22 protein-coding genes and 1 riboswitch are annotated in these 25,510 nt (G+C 64.0%); of the genes, 13 read left to right on the forward strand and 9 right to left on the reverse strand.

Features of this window, described 5'->3' with window-relative positions; translation table 11 throughout:
* The first annotated feature begins 5 nt into the window (after positions 1–5).
* The 8 genes from ACWPWT_RS20115 (at position 6) to ACWPWT_RS20150 (ending at position 6,601) form a co-directional block, all read left to right on the forward strand.
* Entirely contained in the window at positions 6–488 is a 483-nt protein-coding gene (locus ACWPWT_RS20115; RefSeq protein WP_082049413.1) for a hypothetical protein, read from the forward strand.
* Positions 458–916 carry a MarR family winged helix-turn-helix transcriptional regulator gene (locus ACWPWT_RS20120; RefSeq protein ID WP_061781136.1) on the forward strand — a complete coding sequence of 153 codons (459 nt, stop codon included), beginning with the start codon at positions 458–460 and terminating at the stop codon, positions 914–916. Before ACWPWT_RS20115 ends, ACWPWT_RS20120 begins: the two co-directional genes overlap by 31 nt.
* A 330-nt stretch (positions 917–1,246) precedes the next feature.
* Positions 1,247–2,137 carry a replication initiator protein A gene (locus ACWPWT_RS20125; RefSeq protein WP_043061531.1) on the forward strand — a complete coding sequence of 297 codons (891 nt, stop codon included), beginning with the start codon at positions 1,247–1,249 and terminating at the stop codon, positions 2,135–2,137.
* Between the two features lie 470 nt (positions 2,138–2,607).
* Positions 2,608–3,855, forward strand: a complete 1,248-nt coding sequence (repC, locus tag ACWPWT_RS20130; protein WP_454281074.1) for a plasmid replication protein RepC — start codon at positions 2,608–2,610, stop codon at positions 3,853–3,855.
* Positions 3,856–3,960: 105 nt separating this feature from the next.
* Complete coding sequence (locus ACWPWT_RS20135; protein ID WP_240456353.1) at positions 3,961–4,602, forward strand: hypothetical protein; 642 nt, start codon at positions 3,961–3,963, stop codon at positions 4,600–4,602.
* Between the two features lie 49 nt (positions 4,603–4,651).
* On the forward strand, positions 4,652–4,975 hold the full coding sequence (locus ACWPWT_RS20140) for a single-stranded DNA-binding protein (protein ID WP_043061535.1): 324 nt from the start codon (positions 4,652–4,654) through the stop codon (positions 4,973–4,975).
* 51 nt (positions 4,976–5,026) lie between these two features.
* Positions 5,027–5,542, forward strand: a complete 516-nt coding sequence (locus tag ACWPWT_RS20145; RefSeq protein WP_240456352.1) for a hypothetical protein — start codon at positions 5,027–5,029, stop codon at positions 5,540–5,542.
* 138 nt (positions 5,543–5,680) lie between these two features.
* Positions 5,681–6,601 (forward strand): DUF7146 domain-containing protein, encoded by a 921-nt coding sequence (locus tag ACWPWT_RS20150; protein WP_240456351.1) that lies wholly within the window; start codon positions 5,681–5,683, stop codon positions 6,599–6,601.
* A gap of 121 nt (positions 6,602–6,722) precedes the next feature.
* Here the strand turns inward: ACWPWT_RS20150 and ACWPWT_RS20155 are convergent, their stop codons facing one another.
* From ACWPWT_RS20155 to ACWPWT_RS20175, 5 genes are all read right to left on the reverse strand, one after another.
* Entirely contained in the window at positions 6,723–7,658 is a 936-nt protein-coding gene (locus ACWPWT_RS20155) for a zinc-dependent alcohol dehydrogenase family protein (protein WP_133178099.1), read from the reverse strand.
* A 236-nt stretch (positions 7,659–7,894) separates the two neighbouring features.
* Complete coding sequence (locus tag ACWPWT_RS20160; RefSeq protein ID WP_241768967.1) at positions 7,895–8,152, reverse strand: hypothetical protein; 258 nt, start codon at positions 8,150–8,152, stop codon at positions 7,895–7,897.
* Between the two features lie 34 nt (positions 8,153–8,186).
* Positions 8,187–11,465 (reverse strand): error-prone DNA polymerase, encoded by a 3,279-nt coding sequence (locus ACWPWT_RS20165; protein WP_116462973.1) that lies wholly within the window; start codon positions 11,463–11,465, stop codon positions 8,187–8,189.
* Positions 11,462–12,946 carry a Y-family DNA polymerase gene (locus tag ACWPWT_RS20170; protein ID WP_082049190.1) on the reverse strand — a complete coding sequence of 495 codons (1,485 nt, stop codon included), beginning with the start codon at positions 12,944–12,946 and terminating at the stop codon, positions 11,462–11,464. The genes ACWPWT_RS20165 and ACWPWT_RS20170 overlap by 4 nt, the downstream gene beginning before the upstream one ends.
* 214 nt (positions 12,947–13,160) lie before the next feature.
* A complete protein-coding gene (locus tag ACWPWT_RS20175; RefSeq protein WP_174521628.1) occupies positions 13,161–13,922 on the reverse strand; it encodes an ImuA family protein in 762 nt (253 codons plus the stop codon).
* Between the two features lie 203 nt (positions 13,923–14,125).
* On the opposite strand from ACWPWT_RS20175, the gene ACWPWT_RS20180 reads away from it, so the two are divergent.
* Positions 14,126–18,343 carry a strawberry notch family protein gene (locus tag ACWPWT_RS20180; protein WP_116462974.1) on the forward strand — a complete coding sequence of 1,406 codons (4,218 nt, stop codon included), beginning with the start codon at positions 14,126–14,128 and terminating at the stop codon, positions 18,341–18,343.
* Positions 18,344–18,699: 356 nt separating this feature from the next.
* On the opposite strand, the gene ACWPWT_RS20185 is transcribed toward ACWPWT_RS20180, so the two are convergent.
* Together ACWPWT_RS20185 and ACWPWT_RS20190 are read right to left on the reverse strand one after the other, a co-directional pair.
* Positions 18,700–19,044: a DUF190 domain-containing protein gene (locus tag ACWPWT_RS20185; RefSeq protein WP_246358230.1), complete on the reverse strand. Its 345-nt coding sequence runs from the start codon at positions 19,042–19,044 to the stop codon at positions 18,700–18,702.
* Positions 19,045–19,108: 64 nt separating this feature from the next.
* Positions 19,109–20,467 carry a voltage-gated chloride channel family protein gene (locus ACWPWT_RS20190; protein WP_116462976.1) on the reverse strand — a complete coding sequence of 453 codons (1,359 nt, stop codon included), beginning with the start codon at positions 20,465–20,467 and terminating at the stop codon, positions 19,109–19,111.
* Positions 20,468–20,490: 23 nt separating this feature from the next.
* Positions 20,491–20,567: riboswitch (Fluoride riboswitch) on the reverse strand.
* A gap of 163 nt (positions 20,568–20,730) precedes the next feature.
* Between ACWPWT_RS20190 and ACWPWT_RS20195 the strand changes: the two genes are divergently transcribed.
* Genes ACWPWT_RS20195 through ACWPWT_RS20210 form a run of 4 tightly spaced genes read left to right on the forward strand, consistent with a single transcriptional unit; the run spans position 20,731 to position 23,815 of the window.
* On the forward strand, positions 20,731–21,096 hold the full coding sequence (locus ACWPWT_RS20195) for a DUF305 domain-containing protein (RefSeq protein WP_219994278.1): 366 nt from the start codon (positions 20,731–20,733) through the stop codon (positions 21,094–21,096).
* A 1-nt stretch (position 21,097) separates the two neighbouring features.
* Positions 21,098–22,537: a YncE family protein gene (locus ACWPWT_RS20200; protein ID WP_043061556.1), complete on the forward strand. Its 1,440-nt coding sequence runs from the start codon at positions 21,098–21,100 to the stop codon at positions 22,535–22,537.
* 1 nt (position 22,538) lies between these two features.
* Positions 22,539–23,048, forward strand: a complete 510-nt coding sequence (locus tag ACWPWT_RS20205) for an RNA polymerase sigma factor (protein ID WP_007406239.1) — start codon at positions 22,539–22,541, stop codon at positions 23,046–23,048.
* The gene (locus tag ACWPWT_RS20210; protein ID WP_007406229.1) at positions 23,045–23,815 is read left to right on the forward strand and encodes an anti-sigma factor family protein; all 771 of its coding nucleotides are present in this window, start codon (positions 23,045–23,047) and stop codon (positions 23,813–23,815) included. The genes ACWPWT_RS20205 and ACWPWT_RS20210 overlap by 4 nt, the downstream gene beginning before the upstream one ends.
* Positions 23,816–23,866: 51 nt before the next feature.
* On the opposite strand, the gene ACWPWT_RS20215 is transcribed toward ACWPWT_RS20210, so the two are convergent.
* Positions 23,867–24,379, reverse strand: coding sequence for an MgtC/SapB family protein (locus ACWPWT_RS20215; RefSeq protein WP_007406274.1), 513 nt, complete (start codon positions 24,377–24,379; stop codon positions 23,867–23,869).
* Positions 24,376–25,443 (reverse strand): molybdopterin-dependent oxidoreductase, encoded by a 1,068-nt coding sequence (locus tag ACWPWT_RS20220; protein ID WP_043061557.1) that lies wholly within the window; start codon positions 25,441–25,443, stop codon positions 24,376–24,378. The genes ACWPWT_RS20215 and ACWPWT_RS20220 overlap by 4 nt, the downstream gene beginning before the upstream one ends.
* Positions 25,444–25,510: the final 67 nt, after the last annotated feature.

Genomic DNA, 25,510 nt, shown 5'->3' on the forward strand with positions numbered 1-25,510 from the left:
CGCGTATGAAAGTGGAAGTTCTACTCGCCTTACTGTTCAATGCGATAATGGCAGTGGTTCTTCTGTTCGCTCTCGTACGCGGCGGGAGGCCTGAGCGACTGGGTGTTTTAATAAACTTGGCGGGCTTCGCTCTCACGACCGGTCTGCGCGTTTATTCTACCAAGGTCGCTTGGGATCCCGGGCACTTTCCAACGTTGGTTGTGGACCTGGGAGTCGCCTGCGGCTTCTTTTGGTTAGGTGTGACGACTATCCGTTTCTGGCCGATCTGGGCAGCCGGCTTCGCGCTGGGCGGCCTGTTTATGAGCCTGTGCGGAGCGTTACTGCCCGGCATTCCACTCTTCGCCTATCACACAGGTCTCGGTATCTACGCCTATCTCGCGCTTGGCGCGCTTGCGCTGGGAACGATGCGATTGCCGCGTGATGCTGCGCCCTATCTGAAAAATGGATCGCGACGATCATGGCTTCAGCATCAGCGGGCGACGAACTGATCGACGTCATCGTCCGTCTTCCGCGTAAGGCCGTCGAGGAAAGCCTGCTATCTGCCGCCGCTGCCGGGGGCACGATCGCGGACCTGCGCCTTGGCGAAGCTAAGGCGATTTTGGCCGGGCGCCGTCGACGCACCCGCTGCTTTTCCGGGGCGCGCTTCCTCGATCCCAGCTGGGATATGATCCTTGAGCTCTATGTAGCGCAGGGCGAGCACCGTGACATCGCGGTGTCGCAACTCTGCTCCCTCAGCGGGGCGTCAATGACCACTGCGCTCAGGCATATCGAGCAGCTTGAAGCGGTCGGCTATATAGAGCGCATCCCCGACCCGGCAGATCGGCGCCGAGCGAACGTGTCGATGCTTCCACGGCTGAGGAATGCCGCAGAGGAGTGGCTCGATCTCCAGATCGCATCGTCCCGCGCGACCGGATAGCCGGCGATGAGAGACGCGTTAGTGAGCCACTTAGGAGACCCTATGGCGCTTGCAGCAGTAGCAGGAACGCGCGACCTGCCCGAGCAACGACTGTGAACTGCGGCGCCAACCTGTTACAGCGGCTCGTATGAATCTGCGCGAACTCCATGTCGAAACGACCCTCCGCGTGGCTCCCAGCATCGGGCGCGCGGTCGGTCCGCAAAAACACGAACTTCACTCCGATAGTGCGCTGTTCCGAGCGTTTTCCCTCGGTGGCACTCCCGCCCTTCGTGTTTTCGCGGACCTTCGCGAGCGGGCTTTCGTGCTTTTGCGGACCCGGGATTGGGCGGCATGACGGGCACCTCTCCCACGCAGGGCGACCTCTTCGTCCTCGACAGTCCGCTCCTCACCGAGGTTCGCGGTGAGCACTCACTCATGGCCTATCCCTTCTTTTCGCTGTCGAAGACTGCGCTGAAGCGCTCCTTAGTCTATAAGACTGACAGTGTTTCCATAGAGATCGGCCCTGGTCCCAGCGGTGTTGCCACAATCTATGACAAGGAGATCCTACTGTATATCGCGAGCTTGCTTGTCTCGAAGATGGATGCAGGCGAGCGCGTGGCCCAGGAGTTCTACTTTACGGCCCACGACCTCTTCCGAGTGACGGGGGTCAGCGGTTCTGCACGCTCCTATACACGCCTCTCTGATGCGTTAGGACGGCTTCAGGGTACGCAGATCAAGACGAACATCGAAGCCGGTGGCGAAGGCCAGACGGGCTTCTTCTCGTGGCTGTCCGAGGCGCAACTCCAATATACGAAGACACGGACCGGTGAACCACGTCTCAAGGGCGTGAAAGTCCGCCTTTGTGACTGGCTATACCGTGCGATCCTGCGCGATCGCCGGGTCCTCGAATATTCGCCGGACTATTTCCAGCTTGGTCCAGTCGAACGACGACTTTACGAAGTCGCGCGCTCCACCTGTATCGATGGTCCCGTGCAGATCGGATTGAACGATTTGCGCCTTCAGCTTGGCTATCAGAACACGCTGAAGCATTTTCGCCACGTTCTGCGTGGCATCGCGGACCTGGACTCGATTCCTGACTACCGGGTTTTGCTCAACGAAGCAGATGCTCCTGCAGTGGACGCCCCGAAACGCAGGGTCGCGGCCCCTTCCCTGGTCACGTTGACGCCGAAAAAGGCCCTTCTGTCGGCCGAGCAGACGACCAGCGACGCGATTCGCGACTGATTCGCGGACCGGTCCGCGAGAACACGAACGAGCGTCCCTCAAAGCACGAACTTTCGTCCGTCAAAGCACGAAGTAGCGTCCTCCAAAACACGAATGGACGTCCGTCAAAGCACGAACGGACTCCGCGTCGGTCCGTCAAAGCACGAACTTTTTCTCGCTTCGGTCCGCGAAAGCACGAGTCGTGCCCGCTTCCGAACCCCTGATTGGGCTGGCATCGTCCCTTAATGTTCTCCGCGGCCGCTCGGCGGCCAGCGTGAGACCGAACAGAAAGGGTGGCCGTGAGCACATAAACGAATGCCCGGCACGAAGGCCGGGCACCCAGAAATCGCAACGTGGCAGCGTCGCCAAACGCTGACCGGTCACTCAGAGATCTTCCACGTACCGGTTTCCGAGCCTCGGTTCAAGGGAGCGCGCTTCGCGCCACGCCTCTGTTTTGCCTGCTGACGGCCCCTCGAACGAGGGGACGAACGATGACCTATACCCAGAATGCCTTTACGGGGGGAACGGGAGCCCGACCGATCACGGCCTTCTCCCGCCAGATCGCACGCGCGCTCGAGACTAGGATTGTCGATGCGCCGACGACGGTCGACCGGAAAGCGGTGTTCGCCGTCGTCAAGCGCTCAGCAGCGGCGCTAGGCGTTGGGATCGGTGCGCTACAGACGCTCGAACACCTCATCAGCTACACCCATGCCGATGATTGGAAGGAAGGGCGCACGCCGATCGCCTGGCCAAGCAACCTCACGCTCGCTGAGGACGCCGGCAAGACGGTCAGTGCGATCAAAGCCCGTCTCCGGCAGCTCAGAGCGCTCGGACTGATCCTCGCGCGCGACAGCGCTCATGGACGGCGCACAGGCCGCCGTGATCATACGGGTGCAATCTCAACCGCCTTTGGTGTCGACCTCTCGCCGCTTCGCATCCGCTTCGAGGAGCTTCGCGAGCGCGCCGATGCCTATTCGGCACAATCTCGGCTCTTCAAGGAGGGTCGGCAGGAGATTGCCCGCGTTAGCCGGATTGTTGGTCAGGCACTCGCGCAAGCAGCCGATATGCGGTTGACGGGCCCGCGGTGGTTTGCCCTCCAGGAAGCCATCGATAGCGTGGCTGAAGCTGCAGCGCAGGCGCGTTCCGTGCGTGACAGTGATCTCTATCGGGCTGCACTCAGCCGTTTGCCGCACGTCGAGCAACTCGTTGCCACGACCATCGACGAATGTATGTTTCCTGAAGATAATGATGGGTCAGGGTCAAAAAATGAGCCCTTCATACATATACAAACCAGCCCTCACCCCATCAAAGATGTACGGGCTGAGCAAGCTTGTAGTTCTGATCCAATCGGTTCCGCTCCACCTCCAGCCGACCTCTCGGCGTCACCGTCGAACAGTCGCTTCAACACTCGTCCAGCAGAGTTGATGGAGATGTTCCCGACCACCGCGATGTACGTCGGCAACAGCAGACCCGCGTGGTCCGATATTCATCGGGCCGCCTCTCGGCTGCGCAACGATCTCGGGATCCGCATCGGGGTCTATGTGGACGCCTTGGAAAAGCTTGGGCCGGATGCCGCAGCGGTGGCGATCATGATTACCGCCGAACGCCATTCGCGGTCGGAAATTCGGCTGACGCCAGGCGCATATTTCACGGGAATGATCGGCAAGGCAAAGCGCGACGAACTCGATCTTGCAAAGAGCCTGTGGGGATTCCGGACCGAACGAATGGCAGCACACTGACAAACCTGACTTGGCGTCCAATAACGTCCTGTGGTAAACGTGGACTATGTCTCGACACGGATCCATTCAGATTTTCACCTGCACCTGCGGTCCCAAAGGCGGGCGATGAGGTGGCTGGCGCTGATCGTCGGTGCAGGGGTGCTTGCCGTACTTGCATGGTGGCACGGCGGTTTGAGCCATGCGATTGGCGCGCCGTTTTCGGGAAACGCCCGATGCGATGAGCCGTTTTGCGAGGCTGTCCAGAGTCTCGCGTCGACGATCCTGCGTCCGCCGCTTCCGCTGGGTATCGATGGACGATTGCCGCCGCCCGATGTGAGAGGCTCGATCGACGCTCGCATCACGCAAGGGAACATTGGGAGGACGATCTGTCGACCGGGATATTCCCGATCGATGCGCCCCTCCTACGGTGTCACCGGTCCCCTGAAGCGGCGGATGATGCAGGCGCAATATCCAGACGGACGATTGGCCGACTATGAGCTTGATCACCTCATTCCGATTTCTCTAGGCGGCGCACCATTCGATGCCGGCAATCTCTGGCTTCAACCGCGCCGCGGACAAGCGAATGCGGATGACAAGAATGCACTCGCCTTCGTTCTGTGGCGGCTCGTGTGCGAGCACCGGCTTCCGCTAGCAACCGCGCAACGAGCCATCAGTCGCGACTGGCTGGCGGCGTACGAGACCTACGCAACACCTCAGAACGTCACGAAATACCATTTCCAGCCGCGCGCGCTGACAAAGAGCGACTGATCGCGCGACCCCGCCTGTTCAATTGAGTGAGTCACTGGAGAAGAGCATCATGCCCCAGAATATCGCTGAATTCCGCATCATCGGGCGTGTCGGCAAGATCAACAGGCGAGAAAAGGTCACGTTCGTGAACGTTGCAGCAAATTACAACCGACGTGATGGCGACGAATGGAAGCAGGATACCCTATGGAATAGCGTCGTGTGTTTCTCGAACCTGACCAACCAACTGGAGGTTGCCGGCGTCGGTGATCTTGTCCATATCACAGGACGCGTGCGCGAGGGGCAGCATGGCGACACCAATGATACAGGCTACCGAACAGAGCTCATCGCCGACACCTTTTCGGTTCTGGCCAAAAGTACCGGCGAACAGGTGTGAGGCTCTGGCCAAGCGATCGGCTGGCGGTCGTCACGCCCTTTCAAACTCGGTATGCCGGGATCGGCAGATCATTCGCCGCATTTTCTCCTTTCGTTCTCGGTGCGCATGATTCAGAATCGTCGCATGCCGATCCGTCCGGAACATCGCTGGCTTTATCCGATCGACTGGCCCGAGATCAGCCGGATCGTACGCTTCGAACGTGCAAGTGGTCGTTGCGAACATTGCGGACGGCCGCATGGCCGACACGTTGCTCAGCTCAAGGATGCGAAAGGGGTCTGGTGGGACGCAGACGGGCGTTCCTGGCGGGATGGACGCGGCCGCGTGTTGCGACGGCCTCCCGCTTTTGTTGCTCTAGACGCGATCTGCATCACGCGCAGACCGGTCTACCTGGCCACAGCGCATCTCAATCACGATCCGAGTTTCAGCGGTCCGCGTTGGCGAAACCTCGCCGCCCTCTGTCCGCGCTGCCACATGATCCACGATGCGCCAGAACATCGTCGCCGTCGGTGGTGGAACGCCTTTCGACGCCGCGCGCTCGGCGACCTCTTCACAGGACGTTACGGTTAGCTAGCCGCCCAAGGGCGTTCATGCGGCGACGCCGCGCGCGCACGAGATCAGTTCCTTTCAGTCTTTGGCTCTTCGCTCGCCGTCCAGAGGCGAGGGCGACGATGACCCTGCGGTTCGAAGTTACCGGAGTGTCAGGAAATGATCGCAGTCCAGCACGATGCCGGAGCTCGGCCGATGCCTAGACTGCCGCTCGACGCTGAAGTCCGCGCAAAGACGATCGTCGAGCGCCTTGGCGGGGTATGGCGCGGCACCCGTGGCGAATGCCGATGCCCAGCACATGACGATGTGTCGCCCAGCCTCTCGGTCAGGCTTGGCGATAGCGCCATCCTGTTCCACTGCTTCGCCGGGTGCACCACCGCCGAGGTGCTCAAGGCGCTGCAGCGGCAACGCCTTCATGATCGCGCGCCGCTCGACATGCCTGCCAAGGAACCGCGGCGCGACATGAGTGCGCTTGCGGTTCGATTGTGGCACGCGAGCAAGCCGGTCGTCGGAACGCTGGCCGAGACGTATTTGCGCGCCCGCGGACTGACCGGACCCTATCCGCGAAGCTTACGGTTCAATCCGAAGACCGTGCTTGGCTCTGGCTCCGACAAGCGGGTCATGCCCGCATTGATCGCAGCCGTAGAAAGTGACCTGGGCGTGATCGCGGTGCAGCGGACCTTCCTCGATCCGGTCGACATCCTTCACAAGCCAATCCCGAAGCCCAAAGTTGCGCTCGGACTCCTAGGTACCGGCGCCATCAGGCTTGCACCCGCGACGGACGAACTTGGTCTCGCCGAAGGCATTGAGGACGCACTGTCTGCGATGCACTGGTTCGGTACGCCGACCTGGGCGCTGGGCGGCGTGGAACGGCTCGCATTCGTCGCTATCCCCGAAAAAGTGCGCAGGATCATCGTCTATGCCGATCGCGGGCCGGCGGCAGCGCGGCTCCTTGAGAAGGCACGCGAGCACCTGTCCCGTCACCGCCGTGAACTTGTGGCACATGTGCCCGATGTTCACAACGACTGGAACGATGCCTGGCGCGCCAAGCGCGTTAGAGACTCATTCGCCCGACGATGACGCAGGACGAGGGACCGATTGCCGCAGAGCGGCACTGCGCGGTCGCTCGCAATTAACGGCGGGGTGATGCATCGTCGGAAGATGGCGCGGCTTCGCTCGCCGCCCCATCCCCGTCCCTCTCTCACGGGCAGAGCAGGATTTTGCCGCTTCGTCCGACACGGGCATCGTGCGTGAGCGCAAGACCGATTTCCGCCAGGGGGTAGCGGGCAGCGATCGAGATCGCGGCACGGCCGACCCGTATCTCGTCAAATACAACAGACATCAATTCGTCGAGCTGCGCTCTCGATATGGCATGAACGATATCCCGCAGTCTGAAGTATTGTGCTGTGGTGGCGCCCGTCCCGGCCAGCGGCTTCCCTGACATCAAACCATAATGCAGCATCTGGCCGCCCGGCACGACCGCGGCCGCCAGATCGCATCCCGCGCGGCCGCCAACCGCGTCCATGGCTCCATTGAGCCTGGGCATTGGCGTATCGCTCCAGACCACCTCAGCAGGTTCGCAGCGGAGGCTTTCGGCCGCCGACTGCGAGCGCACGATGGCAACCGCGTGCGCCCTCGTCGATGCGATCATGCGGATCAGGATGCGACCGATTGCCGACGCGGCGGCGGTGATTCCGACCGCGTCTCCTGGCTGCGGGGCCATCCTACGCACCATCAGTAGGGCGGTCAGGGGATTGATATAGGCGGTCGCGGCCTCGTCATCGTCGACATCGTCCGGCACCAGGATGCACCAGTCGGCCGGCAGGACCTTCAACGTCTGCCAGCATCCCGCACTGCCCAAGGGTAACACGCGCCGACCGATTAGCCCGGGATCGACATTGTCGCCGACCTCTTCGATCGTTCCCGTCCCCTCATAGCCTGGCACGAACGGAAGCGACGTTCGCGCAGCATAGGCACCGGCAACGGGGATCAGGTCGGATGGATTGATCGGCGTTGCCGTCATGCGCACGAGAACCTCGCCGTACGCTACCGGCGGTCTGCCGAGCGGTTCGCACGCGAGCACCTCCATCGGAATGCCAAAGCGATGCGCGATCATTCGCAGCGGTGGCTGCGTCACAAGCTTCTTCCTTGTATTGTGTAGGCGCCCACACCGTTGCCTTCGCGGCACCTATCATACTCCTGGCTCGGGCGAGCGACAGCGTGCGCGGTTCGAGGACCGGTGTTAGGATGGTCGAAATCGGACGATTTTGATCATCCTATCACCAGATCCCGGTTCGCTGGATCGCATGCTGGTATGCTGCATCGAGCTATCGAGTCCAAAATCCCCTTCCGCACCGGCTGCCGACGCCGCTCTTACAAAAAGCCGTTCTCATCGTATCGGCCCGCCTTGCGCAGCTGTCGGACGATGCCATTGAATGCAGCGGTTACGCCCTGTGCCCGGCCGATCTCGTTCTCCTGTGCCGCAGCATCCCAGTATAACGACAGCGGCCAGGGCTCCGGACAATGCGGCAGCAGACATCGCAACGCGAGCCGTACCTCGATGCCATCGACGCGTCCTTCCGAACAGCGCGCGACGCCCGCGCGGAGGATATGGACGGAGAGCGCGATCACGACTCGCTGGTGACGTGGCAAGCTCGCCATCGGATCAATGAAAGTCGTGCGACTTGAAGCGCACGACCTGTTCCGGATCCCTGCCGTCGGCATGCGGCGGCCAATAGCAGTCGCGCGGTTCTGGCTTCCACCGGTCGGCGTCATGACCGGGTTCTCCGCGATCGGGAGATCCTGGATGCTGCGCGGCGTCTCCGCGACCGGTCCGAGGCGGGAACGACATGTCGCCGACCTTCATCAGCAGGTCCCCGTACTCGACGATCCGATCGCAGATCACGTGGATCACCTCGCCTTCGCGCTGCACGCGCCCTTTCAACCCGACCATCGACGCCGACATCACTGTGCGATGCTGCGCCTCGAAACGATCCGGCCACAGGATCCCGTTGGCGATGCCGGTTTCATCCTCGATGGTGATGAACAGCACGCCTTTGGCGCTGCCCGGCTTCTGCCGGACAAGGATGATGCCCGCCACCTCGACGTGGCGGCCATCACGGATGGTGCTCAGGTCGGCACAAGAGCGCACGCCTTGTCGGGACAGCTCGTCGCGCACGAAGCTTAGGGGATGTGCGCGAAGCGACAGTTGCAGATTGCGATAGTCCTCGATGACCTCGCGCCCGTCGGTGAGTGGGCGCAGCGCTACCGCAGGCTCGATACCCTCGACGCTGCCGGCAACAGCCGCACGATCGGCGGCCGCGAAGAGGGGCAGCGGCGCCTCCCCCAGCCCCCTCACCTTCCACAGCCCTTGCCGCCGATCGGCGCCGAACGCGTGGAAGGCGTCGCCGTCGGCCAGCTTCTCGATCGAGGCGCGTTGCGCCCCCGATCGGCGCCAGACGTCCTCCACGCTGTCGTACGAGGCGGTTGCCCGAGCTGCGACGATCTTGGCCCCATCGGCGTTGGACAAACCGCGGATCACCCTCAGTCCGAGCCGGACGGCCAGATATCGGCTCCCGGTCGGCTCCAGCGTACAGTCCCAGCGGCTCGCATTGACGCAAGGCGGCCGAACCTCGACGCCGTGCTCGCGCGCGTCGCGCACGATCTGAGCCGGCGCGTAAAAGCCCATCGGCTGCGCGTTCATCAAGCTGGCGCAAAAAACGTCCGGATGATGATGCTTCATCCACGACGACGCATAGGAGATCTTGGCAAAGCTCGCGGCATGGCTCTCAGGAAAGCCGTAGGAACCGAAGCCCTCGAGCTGACGAAAGGTACGCTCCGCGAAGTCCCGTGGATACCCTCGGGCAACCATGCCTTCCACCAGTTTCTCGCTGAAATGGCTGACACCGCCGGTGAACTTGAACGTCGCCATCGCACGGCGCAGCGCGTCCGCCTCAGCCGGCGTGAACCCGGCGCCGACGATCGCAACCTTCATGGCTTGTTCCTGAAAGAGTGGAACGCCAAGCGTCTTTTCGAGAACGGCGCGCAGCTCAGGGCGTGGATACTCGGGGCGCTCAAGACCCTCCCGTCGGCGGAGATAGGGATGGACCATATCGCCCTGGATCGGCCCGGGCCTTACGATCGCGACCTGGATGACCAGATCGTAGAAGCGCCGCGGCTTCATGCGCGGCAGCATGCTCATCTGGGCGCGGCTCTCGATCTGGAATGTCCCGAGCGTATCGGCCTTCTGGATCATGGCGTAGACGCCCGGATCGTCGTCCTGCAGATCCTTCAGCTCCACATGCAGGCCCTTGTCCGCCTCGAGCATGTCAAAGGCGCGGTTCATGCAACCGAGCATGCCGAGCCCAAGCACGTCGACCTTCATGAACTTGAGGCTGTCGATATCGTCCTTGTCCCATTCGATGATCTGGCGGTCCTCCATCGCCGCTGGTTCGATGGGAACGAGGTCGTCGAGACGATCATGGGTCAGGACGAAACCGCCTGGATGCTGGCTCATGTGACGCGGTACACCGATCAGCTTGCGCGCAAGATCGAGTGTGAGACGCAGCCGGCGATCACCGATGTCGAGGTTGAGCTCGTCGACCTGCTTCTCGCCGACCCCTTCGGCGGACCACCCCCAGACCAGGCCTGCCAAGGAGGAGGTGAGATCCTCGGGCAAGCCCATCGCCTTGCCGACATCGCGTACCGCGCCGCGCGCCCGGTAACGAGTGACGACCGCGGTCAGCGCTGCCCTGTCACGCCCATAGGTTTCGTAGATCCACTGGATGATCTCCTCGCGCCGTTCATGCTCAAAATCGATGTCGATATCGGGGGGCTCGCGCCGTTCGCCCGATACGAAGCGTTCGAAGAGCAGTTCATGCTTGATCGGATCGATCGACGTGACCCCGAGCACGAAGCAGACGCACGAATTGGCAGCCGAGCCGCGCCCTTGGCACAGGATCCCACGCCGGCGGGCCTCACGCACGATCGAATGGACCGTCAGGAAGTAGGGCGCATAGCCGAGTTCGCCGATCAGCCGCAGCTCGTGTGCGATCTGGTCGCGATAGGACTTGGGCACGTTTCCGTCGAACATGCCCTCGACCGCTTCGGTCGCGAGTTGCTCGAGCGCCTGTTGTGCAGTCAGTCCCTCAATGACCCGCTCGTGCGGATATTGATATGCCAGTTCGCCGAGGTCGAAGGTGCACATCCGGGCGATGTCGACGCTCGCCTGCAACGCGTCCGGATAATCCTGGAACCTGCGTACCATTTCGTCGGGCGATTTGAGCGCGCGATCGGCGTTGACCTCGCGTCGATAGCCCAGTTCGTCGACGGAGCACTTCTCTCGGACGGCGGTGACGACATCCTGCAGCAGCCGCGCTTCCGGAGCGTGATAAAGGACGTCGCCGGTGACGACCGCGCGTATGCCCGCACCACCTGCCTGTCGCGCGAGCGCGTCGATGCGAACCGCATCACCTGGCCGACGCCGCTGGAACAGCGCCATATAACCCCGCTGCCCGAAGACCGCCTTGAGGTCGGCCAGCGCCTCAAGGTTCTCCTCGTCCGCCTCGTGCGGTAACAGGATCGCGATGACGGCGTCGGACCATGGCGCAAGATCATGCCAGTGCAGCAGACATGCGCCCTTCCCTGCCCGCTTCTTGCCGACCGTCAGGAGCCGCGTGATCCGCGACCAAGCTGGTCGATCCGTCGGATAGAGCAGGAGGCGTCGGCCGCAGGACAGATCGACCCGGGTGCCCGCAATCAGGCGAACGCCGGTCGCTTTCTGCGCCTCCCAGGCCCGGACCACGCCGGCCACGGTCCCGATATCGCTTACCCCGATCGCGGGATATCCGAGCAATGCTGCGGCAGAGAATAATTCCTCGGCAGACGATGCACCGCGCAATAGCGAGAAATGCGTGAGGACCTGCAACTCGACGTAATGGGTCATCCAAAGACCCCATGCATCCACCACGACAGATCGCCGGTGTTGTCCTCGAAGCCGTCGCCGCGCCGGAATACCCAGAACCGGCCGCCCTCCTCATCCTCGACCCGGTAATAGTCACGGATCGCCCAGACCTCGGCGTCACGCCGCCACCATTCGCCATGCACCCGTTCGGGACCATCGCCGGCGACGATCCGATGCACGCGCCCTCGCCATTCGAAGCGGCGCGGAGGTTGGTCCGGCATCAGCGCGATGACCCGGCCGAGGGGTTCGGGTCGAGCAAAGAGCCGGATGGGCCGCTTCCATGCCGGCCATGCGCCCGGCAGAGCGATGGGGTCGGATCGGATCACGGCGCGCTCGGGCACGTGGCTTTCGCGTGGGGCTGCGCGGTAGACGGCCTGGGCACCGATCCGGCCCGCGATCACGTCGACGAGGCGCGCTGGATCGCGCTTCTGTCGGTCGTCGACCAGCACGGCGCCCAGATCCACCGCGTCAAGCGGTTCGGTGTGCGGCGCTACGAGCCGAAACTGCTCGAAACCCAAGCCCGGATCGATCCGCTCGATCCTGAGCTTCAGCAGGCGAAGCAAGTGGGAAACTTCTCGCGTGGGTCGCGAAGTCCCCACGCCGACGATCTGTTCGGATCCATCGACCCGCAGGCCGGCGAACCGCAGCGACCGCGCGCCCAGCCCTCGCGCTTGCAGAACACGGGCAAGATCCCGCAGCAGATCGCCCATCACCTGCTCAATCGCCTCAGCGGTACCGATCGGCTCGAGCAACCGGCATTCAACGCCAGGAACCTCGGCATCCTCGCGGGGCGTGATCGGCTCCGCTACGGCACCCAACGCCTGATCGAGCCGAACGATCGCTGGCAGCCCGAGGCGCCTGGCGAGTGGTCCCCGAGCCACGGGCAGGAGATCTGCAATCGTATCGAAGCCGAAGCGTCGACACGCACGGAGCGCGGAGGGCGCAAGCCGCAAGGCGGCAACCGGCAGCGGCGCTAATGCATCCGCGGTCGCGCCCGAGGGTGCCCGTATGATCTCGCCGCGTCCGTATCTTGCCAGGGCATGCGCCGCTCCACCCGTATCGGCGACCGCGATCCGTGCGGAGAAGCCCGCCCGTCGGCAGAAGGCATGAAGACGGCGGCAGAACAGCTCCTCGCCGCCATGCAGATGCGCGCAACCGGAAAGATCGATCCAGATCCCGTCGTTCGGCGTCGCCGCTGCGACCGGCGACCAGCGTCGTACGGCGAGCAAGGCCAGGCGATCGAGCAACGCGCTATCCGCCTCCGGATCAGCCGGGCGGACGTCGAGGTCCGATACGAGCGCGCGTGCGTGGGTCGCCGCCATGCCCGGATACACGCCCAGGGCGCGCGCCCCATCGCACGCGGCGACGATGTCTTCTCGCCGCCCGACCTTGCCTACCAACGCCAGCGGCGCGTGCCCCAGCAATGGGAGGGGATGGGGCGATGTCGGAGCAGCCTGCACCATGGCCTTAAACGGATGGCTGGCCGCCTCCGACCGGCGACCGAGTTCGCGTACGGGGGGACGCGCATGCGTTGGAAGCGCTGCGATCTGTGCCTCAACAACAGCCCGCGTCGGCAGCCCTTGCCGCGCCCACCGGGCGCCCGGACGCCATCCGCCGCCCCGGGGCACCGAACAGTCCCCCGGATCGTCGTCGATCGGCACCTCGAGGACAGACCGTTCAGGCTGCTGCAGAGCGGACCGTTCCAGCCGCCTCAGCCGATCGATGGCTAAGGTCGGCAGGAACAGCGAGACGACCCGTCTCATCGCTGCCCTCCACGATCATGGTGAAGCTCTCGCCACCACGTTGGCGGCTGCACTCCAGCGAACAACGCGGACGACCCACCCCCGCGACCGCGAGGCGCTGGGACGAAACGGACCCGATGCGCCAGCGCGTCCAGGCTGCGGACGGCTCGTTGAAGACTTCCTGGCCGAGACGGCGCGCGCGGCGAAGGAGAAGAATGGGTATGTCGGCATCACCCGCGACGAGCTGCAAGCGTCGCGTCGCGACCATTGAAACCTTGCTCGCCTCGGCGACGATCGCACACGGCGTGCCGTCACGCACCGCGTCCTCGACCACCGCCAGGAGCGCGGTATCGTCCCTTGGCTGGGCATAGATCACGCTTGCGGCCGGCAGCCCCGCTTGCTCCAGCGCCGGCGCGTAGAGATCAGTGCGGCAGCTCACCCATAACACCAGACCGCCTGTGGCGATCGCTTCCCGCGCGGCGATGCCGGCGAGGAAGAGCGTTGCGGCCGCATCATCGGCGAGCGAGGGGCTGCGCGGCGTAGCTTCGTGCAACGCCCCCGCCCGTAAGCCCCCTCCCCCCAGCCGTGCGTCGAGCGCCGCGATGCCAAACGGCATGACCCTGAAGTCGGTCGCCGGCGAAGCGATCCTGCGCAAATGGTCAATGCCGGGGACGGCAGGATGAAGGGCGGCGGACATATCAGCTAGACTCAGTGTGTTCCCTTTATGTTCCGTAAAGTTGGCATTCGCGTCAAGACGATTCCGTGCGGCGGCATGGGACGGGTCGTGTGCGATCAAACCCGAGCTCGCCGGTCGATTCTCGCCAGGCCGACAAGAGGGGAGGCCGCCTCCGGCGTGTCGATCCGGTGATGAACACCGGACGGAAGAACGGAGTAACCTCGATGCGCCACCTACCCGCAGCCCGCCTCCTCGATGCTTCCGAGCTGGAGTTTGCCGCGCCATCGATCACGGCCGCCAGGGCGCTCGCCGTGATCATCGCCAGGAAAGACCCGGTAAAGCGGGAGTCGTTGCTGTGGCTTATGGAACAGGCGCACGGCACGTCCTCAGCCGACGGTCGCTGGTCACTGCGCGACGCCTATGACGTGCTGGAACTGGCCCAGGTCCTTTACCTCGCGACCGCGGACTTGCCCGCAGGGCCTGCGGCCTGCCTCGCGGAGCTCAACGGGCTGGTGTCCAACCTGCCGACCCATAGTGTGCGCAGCGAAGAGCAGATCGAGCTCCAGCAATTCTCAACGCCCGCGCCGCTGGCCTTTCTGGCGGCCCTTGCCGCGCGCATCGGGTCCGACGATCTCGTCCTCGAGCCCTCCGCCGGTACCGGGCTTCTGGCAACCTTCGCTCACCGGGCCGGCGCACGCCTTGTCCTCAACGAACTCGACGCGACCCGCGCTGCGATGTTGTGCGCCGCTTTTCCCGACACGACCGTCACCACGCATGACGCCGAGCTGATCCACGACTTTCTCGACCCGGTCATCCGGCCCACTGCGGCCCTGATCAATCCGCCGTTTTCGCGGAGCCTGGGGCGCCATGCCGATCCGCTCGCGGCCTTCCGACATCTCCGCTCGACATTGTCCCGGCTTTCTGTTGGCGGACGGTGTGCGGCCGTTCTCCCCGAACGGGTCGATACGTCAAGTCGAGCCTGGAAAAGGGCGACGGAGGGCTGCGCACTGACGTTGCATCTTGCGCTGCCCCCCAATGCCTATGCGAAGCACGGTACGGGTCAGGCTGTGAAGATCATGGTCCTCGAGAAGGGGCGCTCAGGAGAAGCAGAGCTGATCCGTTGCTCCACCCTCAGCGATGCCCTCGGACATATCGTGGCCTTCCCAGCGCCTACACGGGTCGCGGCGCCTTCATCGCCGGTTCCCAGGCCGTCGTCGTTGCTCGGTGCTCTTGCGGCTCGTCCCCGGCTGGCGACGCCACTTGCCCGCCCTACGCCCTCTGCCGTGATGCGGGACATCTCCTATGCGGTGCTCGACGATCCGGCACCGGTAGGCGAAGCCGCTGGCGTCTACCTTCCCTATCGACCAAGCCGCATTGTGATTGAGGACGCCGCGCAGCATCCAACCGCCTTGGTGGAATCGATCGCAATGGGGTCGATCACCGCACCGCAACCGCATTATGCGCCGAACCTTCCCGTCGCCATTCTCGAAAGCCAGGTCCTGTCGGACGCGCAGCTCGAGACGCTGATCTACGCTGGTGACGCCTTTCAGCGCGACCTTCCCGGCCGATTTCATCCCGGCGAGGAAGGCCTGACCCTGATTCCGGACGATGAAGGTCGCCCGTATCGGACGGGCTTCTTCCTCGCCGATGGAACCGGGGCGGGAAAGGGTCGGCAAGTCGCGTCTATCATCCTCGATCATTGGCTCCGCGGTCATCGCCGGCACGTCTGGATCTCGAAGACCGAAACGCTCCTTGAGGACGCGCGACGGGACTGGACCGCGGTGGGAGGACTCGCACTCGACATCCAGCATCTCAACCAATGGAAGCTCGGTACGGCCATCGGCGCCGGAGAGGGCGTCCTCTTTCTCACCTATGCGACGCTGCGATCGAGCCGCGGCGATAAGGGCAGTCGCCTCCAGCAGATCCTCGACTGGGCGGGTGATAGCTTCGAAGGTATGCTCGTCTTCGACGAAGCACACGAGATGGCCGGTGTAGCTGGAGGCGAAGGCCGGTTCGGCACGAAGGACGGATCGGATCAAGGCATCGCAGGCGTGCGGCTGCAGAACCTCCTTCCACGCGCGCGAGTCCTCTACGTCTCGGCCACCGGTGCCTCCGATGTGAACAATCTTGCCTATGCGACCCGCCTCGGCCTGTGGGGTCAAGGTACCGCCTTCGCGGATCGCCGCGCCTTCGTTGAAAGCTTGCGGCGCGGCGGTATGGCGGCCCTCGAGCTGATCGCGCGCGACCTCAAGATGCAGGGGCTGTACACGGCACGCGCGCTGAGCTTCGCGGGCGTGGAGTACGACATCCTCGAGCATCAGCTCACCGACGATCAGATCGCCGTATACGACGCCTATGCCGATGCCTGGGCGATCATCCACGCCAATCTTCGTGCCGCACTGGACGCAACGCGGGTCACCGACAGCTTTTCGAAGGACACGTATAACGGGGGTGCAAAGGCGGCCGCGCTGTCGATCTTCGAATCCACGAAGCAGCGCTTCTTCGGCCAGCTTCTGATCGGCATGAAGCTCCCCGCCCTCATTCCCGCCATGCGCACCGATCTGGCGCGCGGTGACAGTGTGGTGGTCCAACTTGTCTCGACATCGGAAGCGATGCTCAATCGCGCACTGGCCGGGCTCGGCTCACAGGAACGCGGCAATCTCGACATCGAACTCTCACCCCGCGAGTTTCTGATGGACTATCTAATCGCGGCCTTCCCCGTTCGTCAGATGAAGACCTTCGTCGATGACACCGGCAAGACCCGGTCGGAGCCGATGTGCGACGAAGCGGGTCATCCGGTGTTGAGCCAGGAGGCGCTCGAGATGCGCGACACCCTGGTCGAGCAGGTCGGTGCGCTGCCGATCGTCGAGTCCGCCCTCGACCATATCATCGGTCATTTCGGCCCCGACGCCGTCGCCGAGGTCACCGGCCGTAGTCGGCGCATCATCGTTGACGTCGGTGGTCGGCAGCGAATTGAGAACCGTTCAGCGCGCACCAATCTCGCCGAAACGGACGCCTTCATGCGTGGTGCGAAGAAGATTCTGATATTCTCGGATGCAGGCGGCACCGGTCGCTCGTACCACGCGAGCCTTTCAGCCGAGAACCAGTCCCGGCGTATCCATTATCTCCTCGAGCCGGGCTGGCGTGCCGATGCGGCGATCCAGGGCCTCGGTCGAACCCACCGGACCCACCAGGCAGCGGCACCGCTTTTCCGACCGGTGTCCACCGATTGTCGAGGCGAACGCCGGTTCATTTCGACGATCGCGCGACGGCTCGACAGCCTTGGTGCACTGACCCGCGGCCAACGCCAAACGGGGGGGCAAGGACTTTTCGATCCGCGCGATAACCTCGAGAGCGACTATGCACGAGAGGCGCTCGAGACATGGTTTCGCTTGCTCGCCGAGGGCAAGCTTCGCTCGATCACCTTCGCCACGTTCCAGCAGTTGACCGGGCTCGAACTCGAAGGTGAAGGTGGCGGATTGAGGGAGGATCTACCCCCCATCCAGCGCTGGCTCAATCGCATCTTGGCACTGCGCGTCGCTCTTCAGAACGCCATCTTCGACGAATATCTCGGCCTGATCGAAGCCCGGGTTGAAGCGGCTCGGGAGGCTGGGACGCTCGACGTCGGCGTCGAGACCATCAACGCCGAGCGAATTACCATTCTCGATCGAACGGTGATCAGGCGCGATCCGGTCAGCGGAGCCGAAACCGAGATCCTGCGCCTCGAAACAGAGGAACGCTACAAGCCTATCTCCCTGGAACAGGCATTGCGCCGCCTCGGCGACGATGCGCGGCCGATGGTCAATCGGAAGTCCGGCAAGGCGGCCATCCGCTGCACCACCTTTTCCCTCACCGATGATGACGGCGAAATTGTCCGCCGCTTCGAACTCATCCGGCCGACCCGAACCGAGCGGATGCGCCAGGACCTGCTGCTCGAGACCATGTGGGAGGAAGCAAGCGAGGAAGAGTTCTCGACGCTTTGGTCAGCCGAGGTCGACGATCTGCGCGGCAAAACCCGCACCAGCACCATCTATCTGGTGGCCGGCCTGCTCCTGCCTGTTTGGGACCGCCTTCCGGACGACCATGTCCAGGTCTGGCGTATCACCACCGACGATGGCCAGTCGTTCCTCGGACGTCTGGTGCCTGCGCCGGTCGTCCCGAAACTTGCCGCCGCTTTCGGGATCGAGGCAGCGATCGTTGTCTCAGGGGAGGATACCGCCAAACACGTGCTGGGCACCGGCGAGATGGCGACGCTTGGCAGCTACAGGCTGAAGCGCAGCCTGGTGGCAGGTGAGCATCGGCTCGAACTGCTCGACTGGCCATATTCGCGCCTCGGGGAGTTGAAGGCGGCCGGGTGTTTCACCGAGATCATTCAGCACAAGACCCGCCTGTTCATTCCTGTCCGGGCGGCCAGTGCCGTGATCGAGCGGATCGCCGTTTGATCACCCGCACGGCCCCGGCGTCACTCATTGGGGGCATAACATAGAACGAGCACGAAACGGCGCTTCGCCTATCGGAAAACCCGGCCGGGTTGACTGTCGCGCATATTGGCCATCCGGCATGGATTGTCGTGTCGAGATCGCGAGGGGCGCGAACAGTTGTCTTAAAACTGCTATTTGGCACCGGGAATCAGGTGCGTTCCGACAGGCTCAAGCGTCCCGTTTCCCCGTTGGTCCGGCGCCATTCCGGGAAAAGGCAACCGGGAACAGAATTTGGGAAAGCCTACCGCAGTAGCACTGATCAAACTGCACGGGGTACACCGTCATTCTCGATCAACCTTCCTTTACGGGAACGCCGATCAGGCTCTGGTTAGCTCAGTTTTGCGCGTGATAGTCCAATGCTCCAGTCGTTTGTAGACGATCACCTTGTCGCCGATCAGATCTCCATACCGGCGACAGAAGAGGTCGAGCTGATCGCGATCGCCGACCAGTTCGACACAGATCGTCAGATGCGGATCGGCAATTTCCGAGCCGTTCTCCCGGATCGGTTCGTGATTGCTGAAGCCGTAATGGGTATTTTGCGCGACGGCGTTGATGATGCCGTCCGCCTTCGCGGTGCGAATCAGCTCGCGATAGAGCGGCTTTGCCCCCCAGAAGCGACGCGGGCCGATCTTGTCGGACGGTTTCAGATAGATGCGCAGCATCCCGACTTCGCGGTGATGGACGGTGAAACGATTGGGCATGACGGGCTTTCGACAGGAAACAGGATCAGGCGCGCGTGCGCCGGCGAGAAGCGCGGTGCGTGCGGGCATCGCGCAGGGTCGCGTCGGGTGTGAGGTGTGCGGCAGGTACCTTTGGCACAGCGACGCGCTGCGACAGGTAGATGCCGTTGTGGCCTGAGCAGAGGTAGGCGACGAAGCACGCGACTGCGATCGGCACCGTATAGGCCGCGCCGAACAACTCGATCCCCATGAACGTGCAAGCCAGCGGTGTGTTGGCCGCGCCCGCGAACAGCGCGACGAAGCCGATCGCTGCGAATAGCCCCGACGGTACTCCGAACATCGGCGCGAGCGCATTGCCGAGCGCCGCGCCGATAAAGAACAGCGGCGTGACCTCGCCCCCCTTGAAGCCCGCGCTCAGGGTCACGACGGTAAAGAGCAGCTTCAGCGCCCAGCTCCACGAGTGCGTATCGGGACCAAAGAAGCTGGCGATGGTCAGGCTGTCCGGTGTCGCGGCGAGCGTACCCAGGCCAAGATAGTCGCGGGTTCCGAGCAGCCAGACCAGCGCAATCACGGCCAGCCCGCCGATAACGGGTCGTAGTGGGCCATAGGGGATCACGCGCTTCAACCATCCGCCCAGCGCGTGATTGGCCTCGGCAAAGGTCAGCCCGGTCAGACCGAAGGCAATGCCGGCGACACCGGCCTTGGCGACGAGCAGCGCGTCGACCGGCACCAGCGCATCGACATGGTAGACGCCGTGATGAATGCCCCAGGCAAGACAGGTCCAGTCACCGACCAGCGCCGCGACCAGGCATGGCACCAGCGCGCGATACTCGACCCGACCGATCGCCAGCACCTCCAGTGCAAAGACCGCGCCCGCAATCGGCGTCCCGAAGACCGCGCCGAACCCAGCCGCGATCCCGGTCATAAGGAGGGTGCGTGTCGCTTCCGCATCCAATCTGAGCGCGCGTCCAAACCCGCTGGCAAGACTGCCGCCCAACTGCACGGCGGTGCCTTCACGTCCCGCCGATCCCCCGAACAGATGTGTCACGACCGTGCCGAAGAAGATGAGCGGAGCCATGCGCAGCGGCACGCCGCCCCCCGGTTCGTGGATTTGCTCGACGATGAGGTTGTTGCCGCCTTCGACCAAGCGCCCTGTCAGATGGTAGAGCAGTCCGACCACGAACCCGCCGATCGGCAGCAGGTAGAGCAGCCAGGGAAAGGCGAAGCGAAGCCGGGTTACGGCGTCGAGGCTCCGCAGGAAGGCCGCGCAGAGCGTTCCCACCGCTGCGGCCATCGGGACCAGGATCAAAGCCCACCGCAGTACCGACGTGGCATGGGTGCGGCGATCGCGAATGAACGCTGCCATGTTGAACTGGTCATAGAGATTGCGAAATGTCGCGCGCACGATTCCTCCTTGCTGCCTTGCGGCGCCTGGTAGGAATCATCGGCCCTTGCGAGGGCGGTTCGACCGAATGGCCCGGCGGAAATCCATCGCCGTGCCTGCGCATATGCTGTCCGACCGCGACCCGGTCAACCAACCGCAGAAGCATGAGACTATCGTTTTGGTGAGGACCGATAAAATGGCTTTGGCCACGGAATAAACCCCGACGAGCATCGTCTACGCTTTCGAGACCGATGCGCTGGAGGCTTATGCGTAGACGAGATTGGATGCTGGGTCTGACGGCTTCGGCCCTACTTACCGGCGCAGTCGCGGCCGCCCCCGCCGATGGCTACGCTACCATGATGTCTGTCGCGATGGACCGGATGATGGCGGGCATGATGGTCAAGCCGTCCGGTGACGTCGACCGCGACTTCGTGGCGATGATGCTTCCGCATCATCAGGGTGCCATCGATATGGCGGTGGCGGAGCTGCGCTACGGCCATAACGAGCAGCTCAAGCGCATCGCGCAGGAAATCATCATCGATCAGCAGCAGGAGATCGCCGCCATGAAGCTGGCGATCGGCCAGCCGCTACCGCCTTCGACGCCAGCCCCGACGCAGGGCGGCGACCACCATAGCCCTATGGAGCACTGACATGATCCGGACCATCCTGCGCTCGGCCGCCTTGCTGATGAGCGCCGCACCGGGCCTCGCCATGGCCCAGCAGGCGCCGTGGAACGCTAAGGACATGCCCGTCAGCCACCGCGACCGCGTCTATGCGTCTGAACAATTCTCCAACACGGTGTCGGTGACCGACCCGGCCGACAACCGGCTGCTCGGCGTCATCAAACTCGGCGATCCCCAGCCGATGAACTTCTCCCCGCTCTACAAGGGACAGGTGCTGGTTCACGGCCTGGGCTTCTCGCCGGACGGGAAGACCTTGGCGGTCGTGTCGATCGGATCGAACGCCGTGTCGTGGATCGACACCGCCACCAACACCGTCAAGCACACGACCTATGTCGGGCGCAGTCCGCACGAGGCGTTCTTCACGCCGGACGGCAAGGAGGTGTGGGTCACGGTCCGCGGCGAGGATTATATCGCCGTGCTCGACCCCACGACGTACAAGGAGACGGGGCGCATCAAGACGCCCGGTGGTCCGGGCATGACGATCTTCTCTCCCGATGGCCGGTACGGCTATGTCTGCTCTTCGTTCAATCCGGTATTGGCTGTGTTCGATGTCGCGACCCACGCGCAGGTCGGACAGGTGGCGCAGCCAAGCCCCTTCTGCCCCAACATCGCCGCGACGCCGGACGGCAAGCAAGTGTGGTTTACGCTGAAGGACATCGGCAAGACGGTCGCATTCGATGCTCGGCCACCCTTCGCGATCCTGAAGGTGCTGGATACCGGGCCTATCACGAACCATGTCAATTTCGCCCGCACGGCCAAGGGGCAGTTCGCGTATGTGACGGTCGGCGGAGAGAATGTGGTCAAGGTGTTCCGCACGTCCGACTTCACGCCGGTGGCAACAATTCCGGTCGGCAAGATGCCGCACGGTGTTTGGCCATCGGGCGACGGCCGGCGCGTTTATGTCGGGCTAGAGAATTCCGATGAGCTGGCCGCGATCGACACTGCCGGCAACACGGTCGTCGCTACCGTGCCGGTCGGACAGGCACCGCAGGCGATCGCCTATGTGTCGAACGCAGTTCCGACAGGCCCCGGCACCGACAATCTCCAGCCGCTCGGCACAGCGGGCAAGGCGCTGCATCTGACCATGGGGCCGATTGGCGGCAAAGGTACGGCAAGCAGCATCACCCTCTTCGACCAGGGCATCATTCAGGTCGTGCAGAGTGCCGTTACCGGTTTGCAGCCCAAGAAGCCTTACATGCTCGTACTGACCGCCAATGCGGACGGCAGCGGCGCTGTAGAGCCGCTTGCGAACTTCATGAGCAACCCGGCAGGTGCGGCGATCGTCAACGCATCGGGTCCGATCCGCCAGATCGTTCAGGGCAGGACCGCGACACCCCGGCGCTTTCTGGCGGTTGCGGAGGTGGTGAACGGCGCGCCGGGGCGCATCGTGCAGGTGCAGCGCGACTGAGATGGACCCGCTTGCCGCCGCGATCGAACCGCTGATCCCCGGGCTGCGCCGCTATGCCCGGTCGTGGTTGCGCGACCGGGTGATGGCGGATGACGTGGTGCAGGATTGCCTGGAGCGCGCGGTCGGGCGCTGGCGACAGCGACGGGGTGCGGAGGTCCGCCCGTGGGTCTATGCGATCCTGCACAATTTGTTGGTCGATCATCAGCGGCAGCATAGCCGGCGAGGTACGGCGGTTCCGCTCCACCTCGTGGACGACGCCGCGCTCGGCCGCCCGGCCGATCAGGACACAGGCCTGCACCACCGCGACCTGCTGCGCGCGCTTGATGCGTTGCCTGAAGAACAGCGAACGGTGCTGCTCCTGGTCTCGGTCGAGGGCCTGCCCTATGCGGAGGTCGCTGCCGTAGTCGGCGTGCCGCTGGGCACGGTAATGTCGCGCATATCGCGGGGGCGCGACCGTCTGGCGACCCTCCTCCGGGAGGGTGAACGGCCGCGATTGAGGAGCGTGCAATGACCAGCCCGATCGGCGAGGACGATCTGGCCGCATGGATCGATGGCAGGCTGTCGCCCGAGCGGCAGCGCCTGGTCGACGCCTATCTTGAAGGCCAGCCGGACGTGCATGCCCGTGTGCGAGAGCAGGCGGAGCAGGCGCGAGCCCTTGCATCCCTGTTCGCCCCCGTCGCGGATGAACCGATCCCGGCGACGATGCGCGTGGCAGCGATCAGGGGACGGCAACGGCAACCGCGTTGGCAGCTCGCCATCGCCGCGTCACTTCTGCTGGCGTTGGGGTTTGGCGGTGGCTGGTCGAGCGCGCGGTGGAGCGGCGAACCCCGCGCGGGCATCGCGGCGCTGGCCAACGAGGCGAGTGATAATTTCCGTGTCTATGCCGCCGACCGGATACGACCGGCGGAGATCGGCCCCGACCAGCGCGCCATGCTGATCCGATGGACCTCCGCTCGATTGGGTGAGCGCGTCACGATCCCGGACCTCAGCACGGCCGGCTATCGCTATGGCGGGGGGCGACTGGTCGCGACGCCCCACGGCCCTGCGGCACTGCTCCTCTACGACGGACCGCAAGCGTCGAAACTTGCAGTGCTGACGAGGCCCATGCAGATCGACAAGACCGCGAGCATGACCAGCACGTCCAGCGGGACCATGGGCCGGGTCACATGGGCGGTCGACGGGATCGGCTATAGTGTGGTGGGCGAGCGACCCGCGGCCGAACTGCATCCGATCGCCGATGAAGTCCGGCGTCAGGCAGATGCCGCGCTTGTGTCCTGATAGCGCCTTGCCGCCTCCCGGCGCCGACGGGCACCGGGCGGTCCAGCGCGATCACGGCTTGCGCTCGACATCCTTCCTGTCGGTCTCGGCCGGCGTCAGACGGGCTCGCTCGCGGATGCGGCGTTCCAGCGGCGCGCCGACGAACAGGACGAGCATTGCAAGGCTCACCCCGCCGATGATGAGCGGCCACACCGCCAACCCTGCTGCCGCGCCGATCGTGGCTGTCACCCAGATGCACGCGGCGGTCGCCAATCCATGCACTTCCTGACCCTGGCCGACCCGCAGCACCGCACCGGCACCGATGAAGCCGACGCCGGACAGAATGCCCTGCATCGCCCGTCCTGCGGCATCGGCGTTCACGTTCGGCAAGCCACTATGCACGATCGCCTGAACGGCGATGCAACTCGCCAGACCGACCAGACCCAGCGTCCGCAGGCCCATGATCTGCCGGTTCTCACGCGAGCGTTCCCAGCCGAGCACCATCCCGGCCGCGGTCGCCACCACCAGCCGGCCAATCGCATCGATCCAGAAAGCGACGTCCGGTGCCGCTGATGCTTCGATCATTCGACCAGCACGTGAACGTGATGCCAGGCGGTGCACAGATAGCCGGCGAAATTCCACATCGTATCCGGCCGCTCGGGCTGTCCCTGCCCGGTCTCGTCGAAGGCACGGGCGACAAGGTGCTGGCGTCCCTTGGCAAGTGTGGCGTCAAGGATCCAGCGCCGCCAGCCCCAGCGCGTCTCCGGATCATCGGCGAAGGTCGCCTGTTGCCAGTCGCGACCGCCGTTCACCGACACTTCGATCCGAGAAATACGGCGGTCATAGGCAATGGCATATCCCTCAATCCGCACCTCTCCGGCGGCCAAACTCTCGCCCGCACCGGGCGAGCAGATCGCGGCGTTGAGCGGCATGGCATTGATCGTCAGACCCTGGCTCCAGTCGACGGTGTCGCTCGTCACAGCGGCGGGGAAGAGCTTGTAGTCGTGCGCCTGGATCGGTGCCTCGGAGGGCGTTTCACGCACCTCGATCCGTGTCAGCCATTTGGCGCTGCGGACCCCGGCATAGCCAGGCACCACCATGCGGAGCGGGGCGCCATGTTCGGGCGTCAGCGGCTCGCCATTCATCGCCCAGGCGAGGAGTACGTCGGGCTCCCGCGCCTTGCTCATGGCGATCGATACCCCGAACAAGGCTTCTTCACCCTCCACGTCCACCTCGTCCGCGCCGGTGAACGCCACGAACAGCTCGGACGCATCCGGCGCGCCGACCGCATCGAGCACATCGGCCAAGCGTACGCCGGTCCACTCCGCATTGCCGATCGCGCCTACGTCCCACGGATCGCCGGAGGTGTTGGCGACCTGCTGGAGATCGGTACGCCGGTTGCCGGCGCACTGGAGAACCGCCGTTACCGTGCGCGTGGCAAACGTGCTCTTCAGTTCCTGCACCGAGAAGAAGCGGCTCGCCATGCCCCTCCCGCTCACCTCGATCCGATGATTGGCGGGCAGATCCGGCACCGGCCCGTGGCTGCGCACGTAGAACAGCGCCTGCGGCGTCAGAAACCGCTCGATCAACGCACCGGGCGTCGGCTTGGCATTGTAGGGATCAGAACTGCGCTCGATCATATCGGTCATGGACGATCAAACGTCGCGGGCACGCGTAACGCTTCAAGTCTTCGAGACCATCGCAGACGAAAGGCTG

It is taken from the genome of Sphingomonas sp. Marseille-Q8236 (genome assembly GCF_965112005.1).

What these genes read in the sequence shown, in the direction of transcription:
- ACWPWT_RS20200 (WP_043061556.1), top strand. Translation starts at nt 21,098, where the DNA reads ATGATCCGGACCATCCTGCGCTCGGCCGCCTTGCTGATGAGCGCCGCA.
- ACWPWT_RS20185 (WP_246358230.1), bottom strand. Translation starts at nt 19,044, where the DNA reads ATGCTGCGCATCTATCTGAAACCGTCCGACAAGATCGGCCCGCGTCGC.
- ACWPWT_RS20115 (WP_082049413.1), top strand. Translation starts at nt 6, where the DNA reads ATGAAAGTGGAAGTTCTACTCGCCTTACTGTTCAATGCGATAATGGCA.
- ACWPWT_RS20175 (WP_174521628.1), bottom strand. Translation starts at nt 13,922, where the DNA reads ATGTCCGCCGCCCTTCATCCTGCCGTCCCCGGCATTGACCATTTGCGC.
- ACWPWT_RS20135 (WP_240456353.1), top strand. Translation starts at nt 3,961, where the DNA reads ATGAGGTGGCTGGCGCTGATCGTCGGTGCAGGGGTGCTTGCCGTACTT.
- ACWPWT_RS20170 (WP_082049190.1), bottom strand. Translation starts at nt 12,946, where the DNA reads ATGGTGCAGGCTGCTCCGACATCGCCCCATCCCCTCCCATTGCTGGGG.
- repC (WP_454281074.1), top strand. Translation starts at nt 2,608, where the DNA reads ATGACCTATACCCAGAATGCCTTTACGGGGGGAACGGGAGCCCGACCG.
- ACWPWT_RS20140 (WP_043061535.1), top strand. Translation starts at nt 4,652, where the DNA reads ATGCCCCAGAATATCGCTGAATTCCGCATCATCGGGCGTGTCGGCAAG.
- ACWPWT_RS20165 (WP_116462973.1), bottom strand. Translation starts at nt 11,465, where the DNA reads ATGACCCATTACGTCGAGTTGCAGGTCCTCACGCATTTCTCGCTATTG.
- ACWPWT_RS20120 (WP_061781136.1), top strand. Translation starts at nt 458, where the DNA reads ATGGCTTCAGCATCAGCGGGCGACGAACTGATCGACGTCATCGTCCGT.
- ACWPWT_RS20145 (WP_240456352.1), top strand. Translation starts at nt 5,027, where the DNA reads ATGCCGGGATCGGCAGATCATTCGCCGCATTTTCTCCTTTCGTTCTCG.
- ACWPWT_RS20215 (WP_007406274.1), bottom strand. Translation starts at nt 24,379, where the DNA reads ATGATCGAAGCATCAGCGGCACCGGACGTCGCTTTCTGGATCGATGCG.
- ACWPWT_RS20180 (WP_116462974.1), top strand. Translation starts at nt 14,126, where the DNA reads ATGCGCCACCTACCCGCAGCCCGCCTCCTCGATGCTTCCGAGCTGGAG.
- ACWPWT_RS20205 (WP_007406239.1), top strand. Translation starts at nt 22,539, where the DNA reads ATGGACCCGCTTGCCGCCGCGATCGAACCGCTGATCCCCGGGCTGCGC.
- ACWPWT_RS20150 (WP_240456351.1), top strand. Translation starts at nt 5,681, where the DNA reads ATGATCGCAGTCCAGCACGATGCCGGAGCTCGGCCGATGCCTAGACTG.
- ACWPWT_RS20210 (WP_007406229.1), top strand. Translation starts at nt 23,045, where the DNA reads ATGACCAGCCCGATCGGCGAGGACGATCTGGCCGCATGGATCGATGGC.
- ACWPWT_RS20125 (WP_043061531.1), top strand. Translation starts at nt 1,247, where the DNA reads ATGACGGGCACCTCTCCCACGCAGGGCGACCTCTTCGTCCTCGACAGT.
- ACWPWT_RS20220 (WP_043061557.1), bottom strand. Translation starts at nt 25,443, where the DNA reads ATGACCGATATGATCGAGCGCAGTTCTGATCCCTACAATGCCAAGCCG.
- ACWPWT_RS20195 (WP_219994278.1), top strand. Translation starts at nt 20,731, where the DNA reads ATGCTGGGTCTGACGGCTTCGGCCCTACTTACCGGCGCAGTCGCGGCC.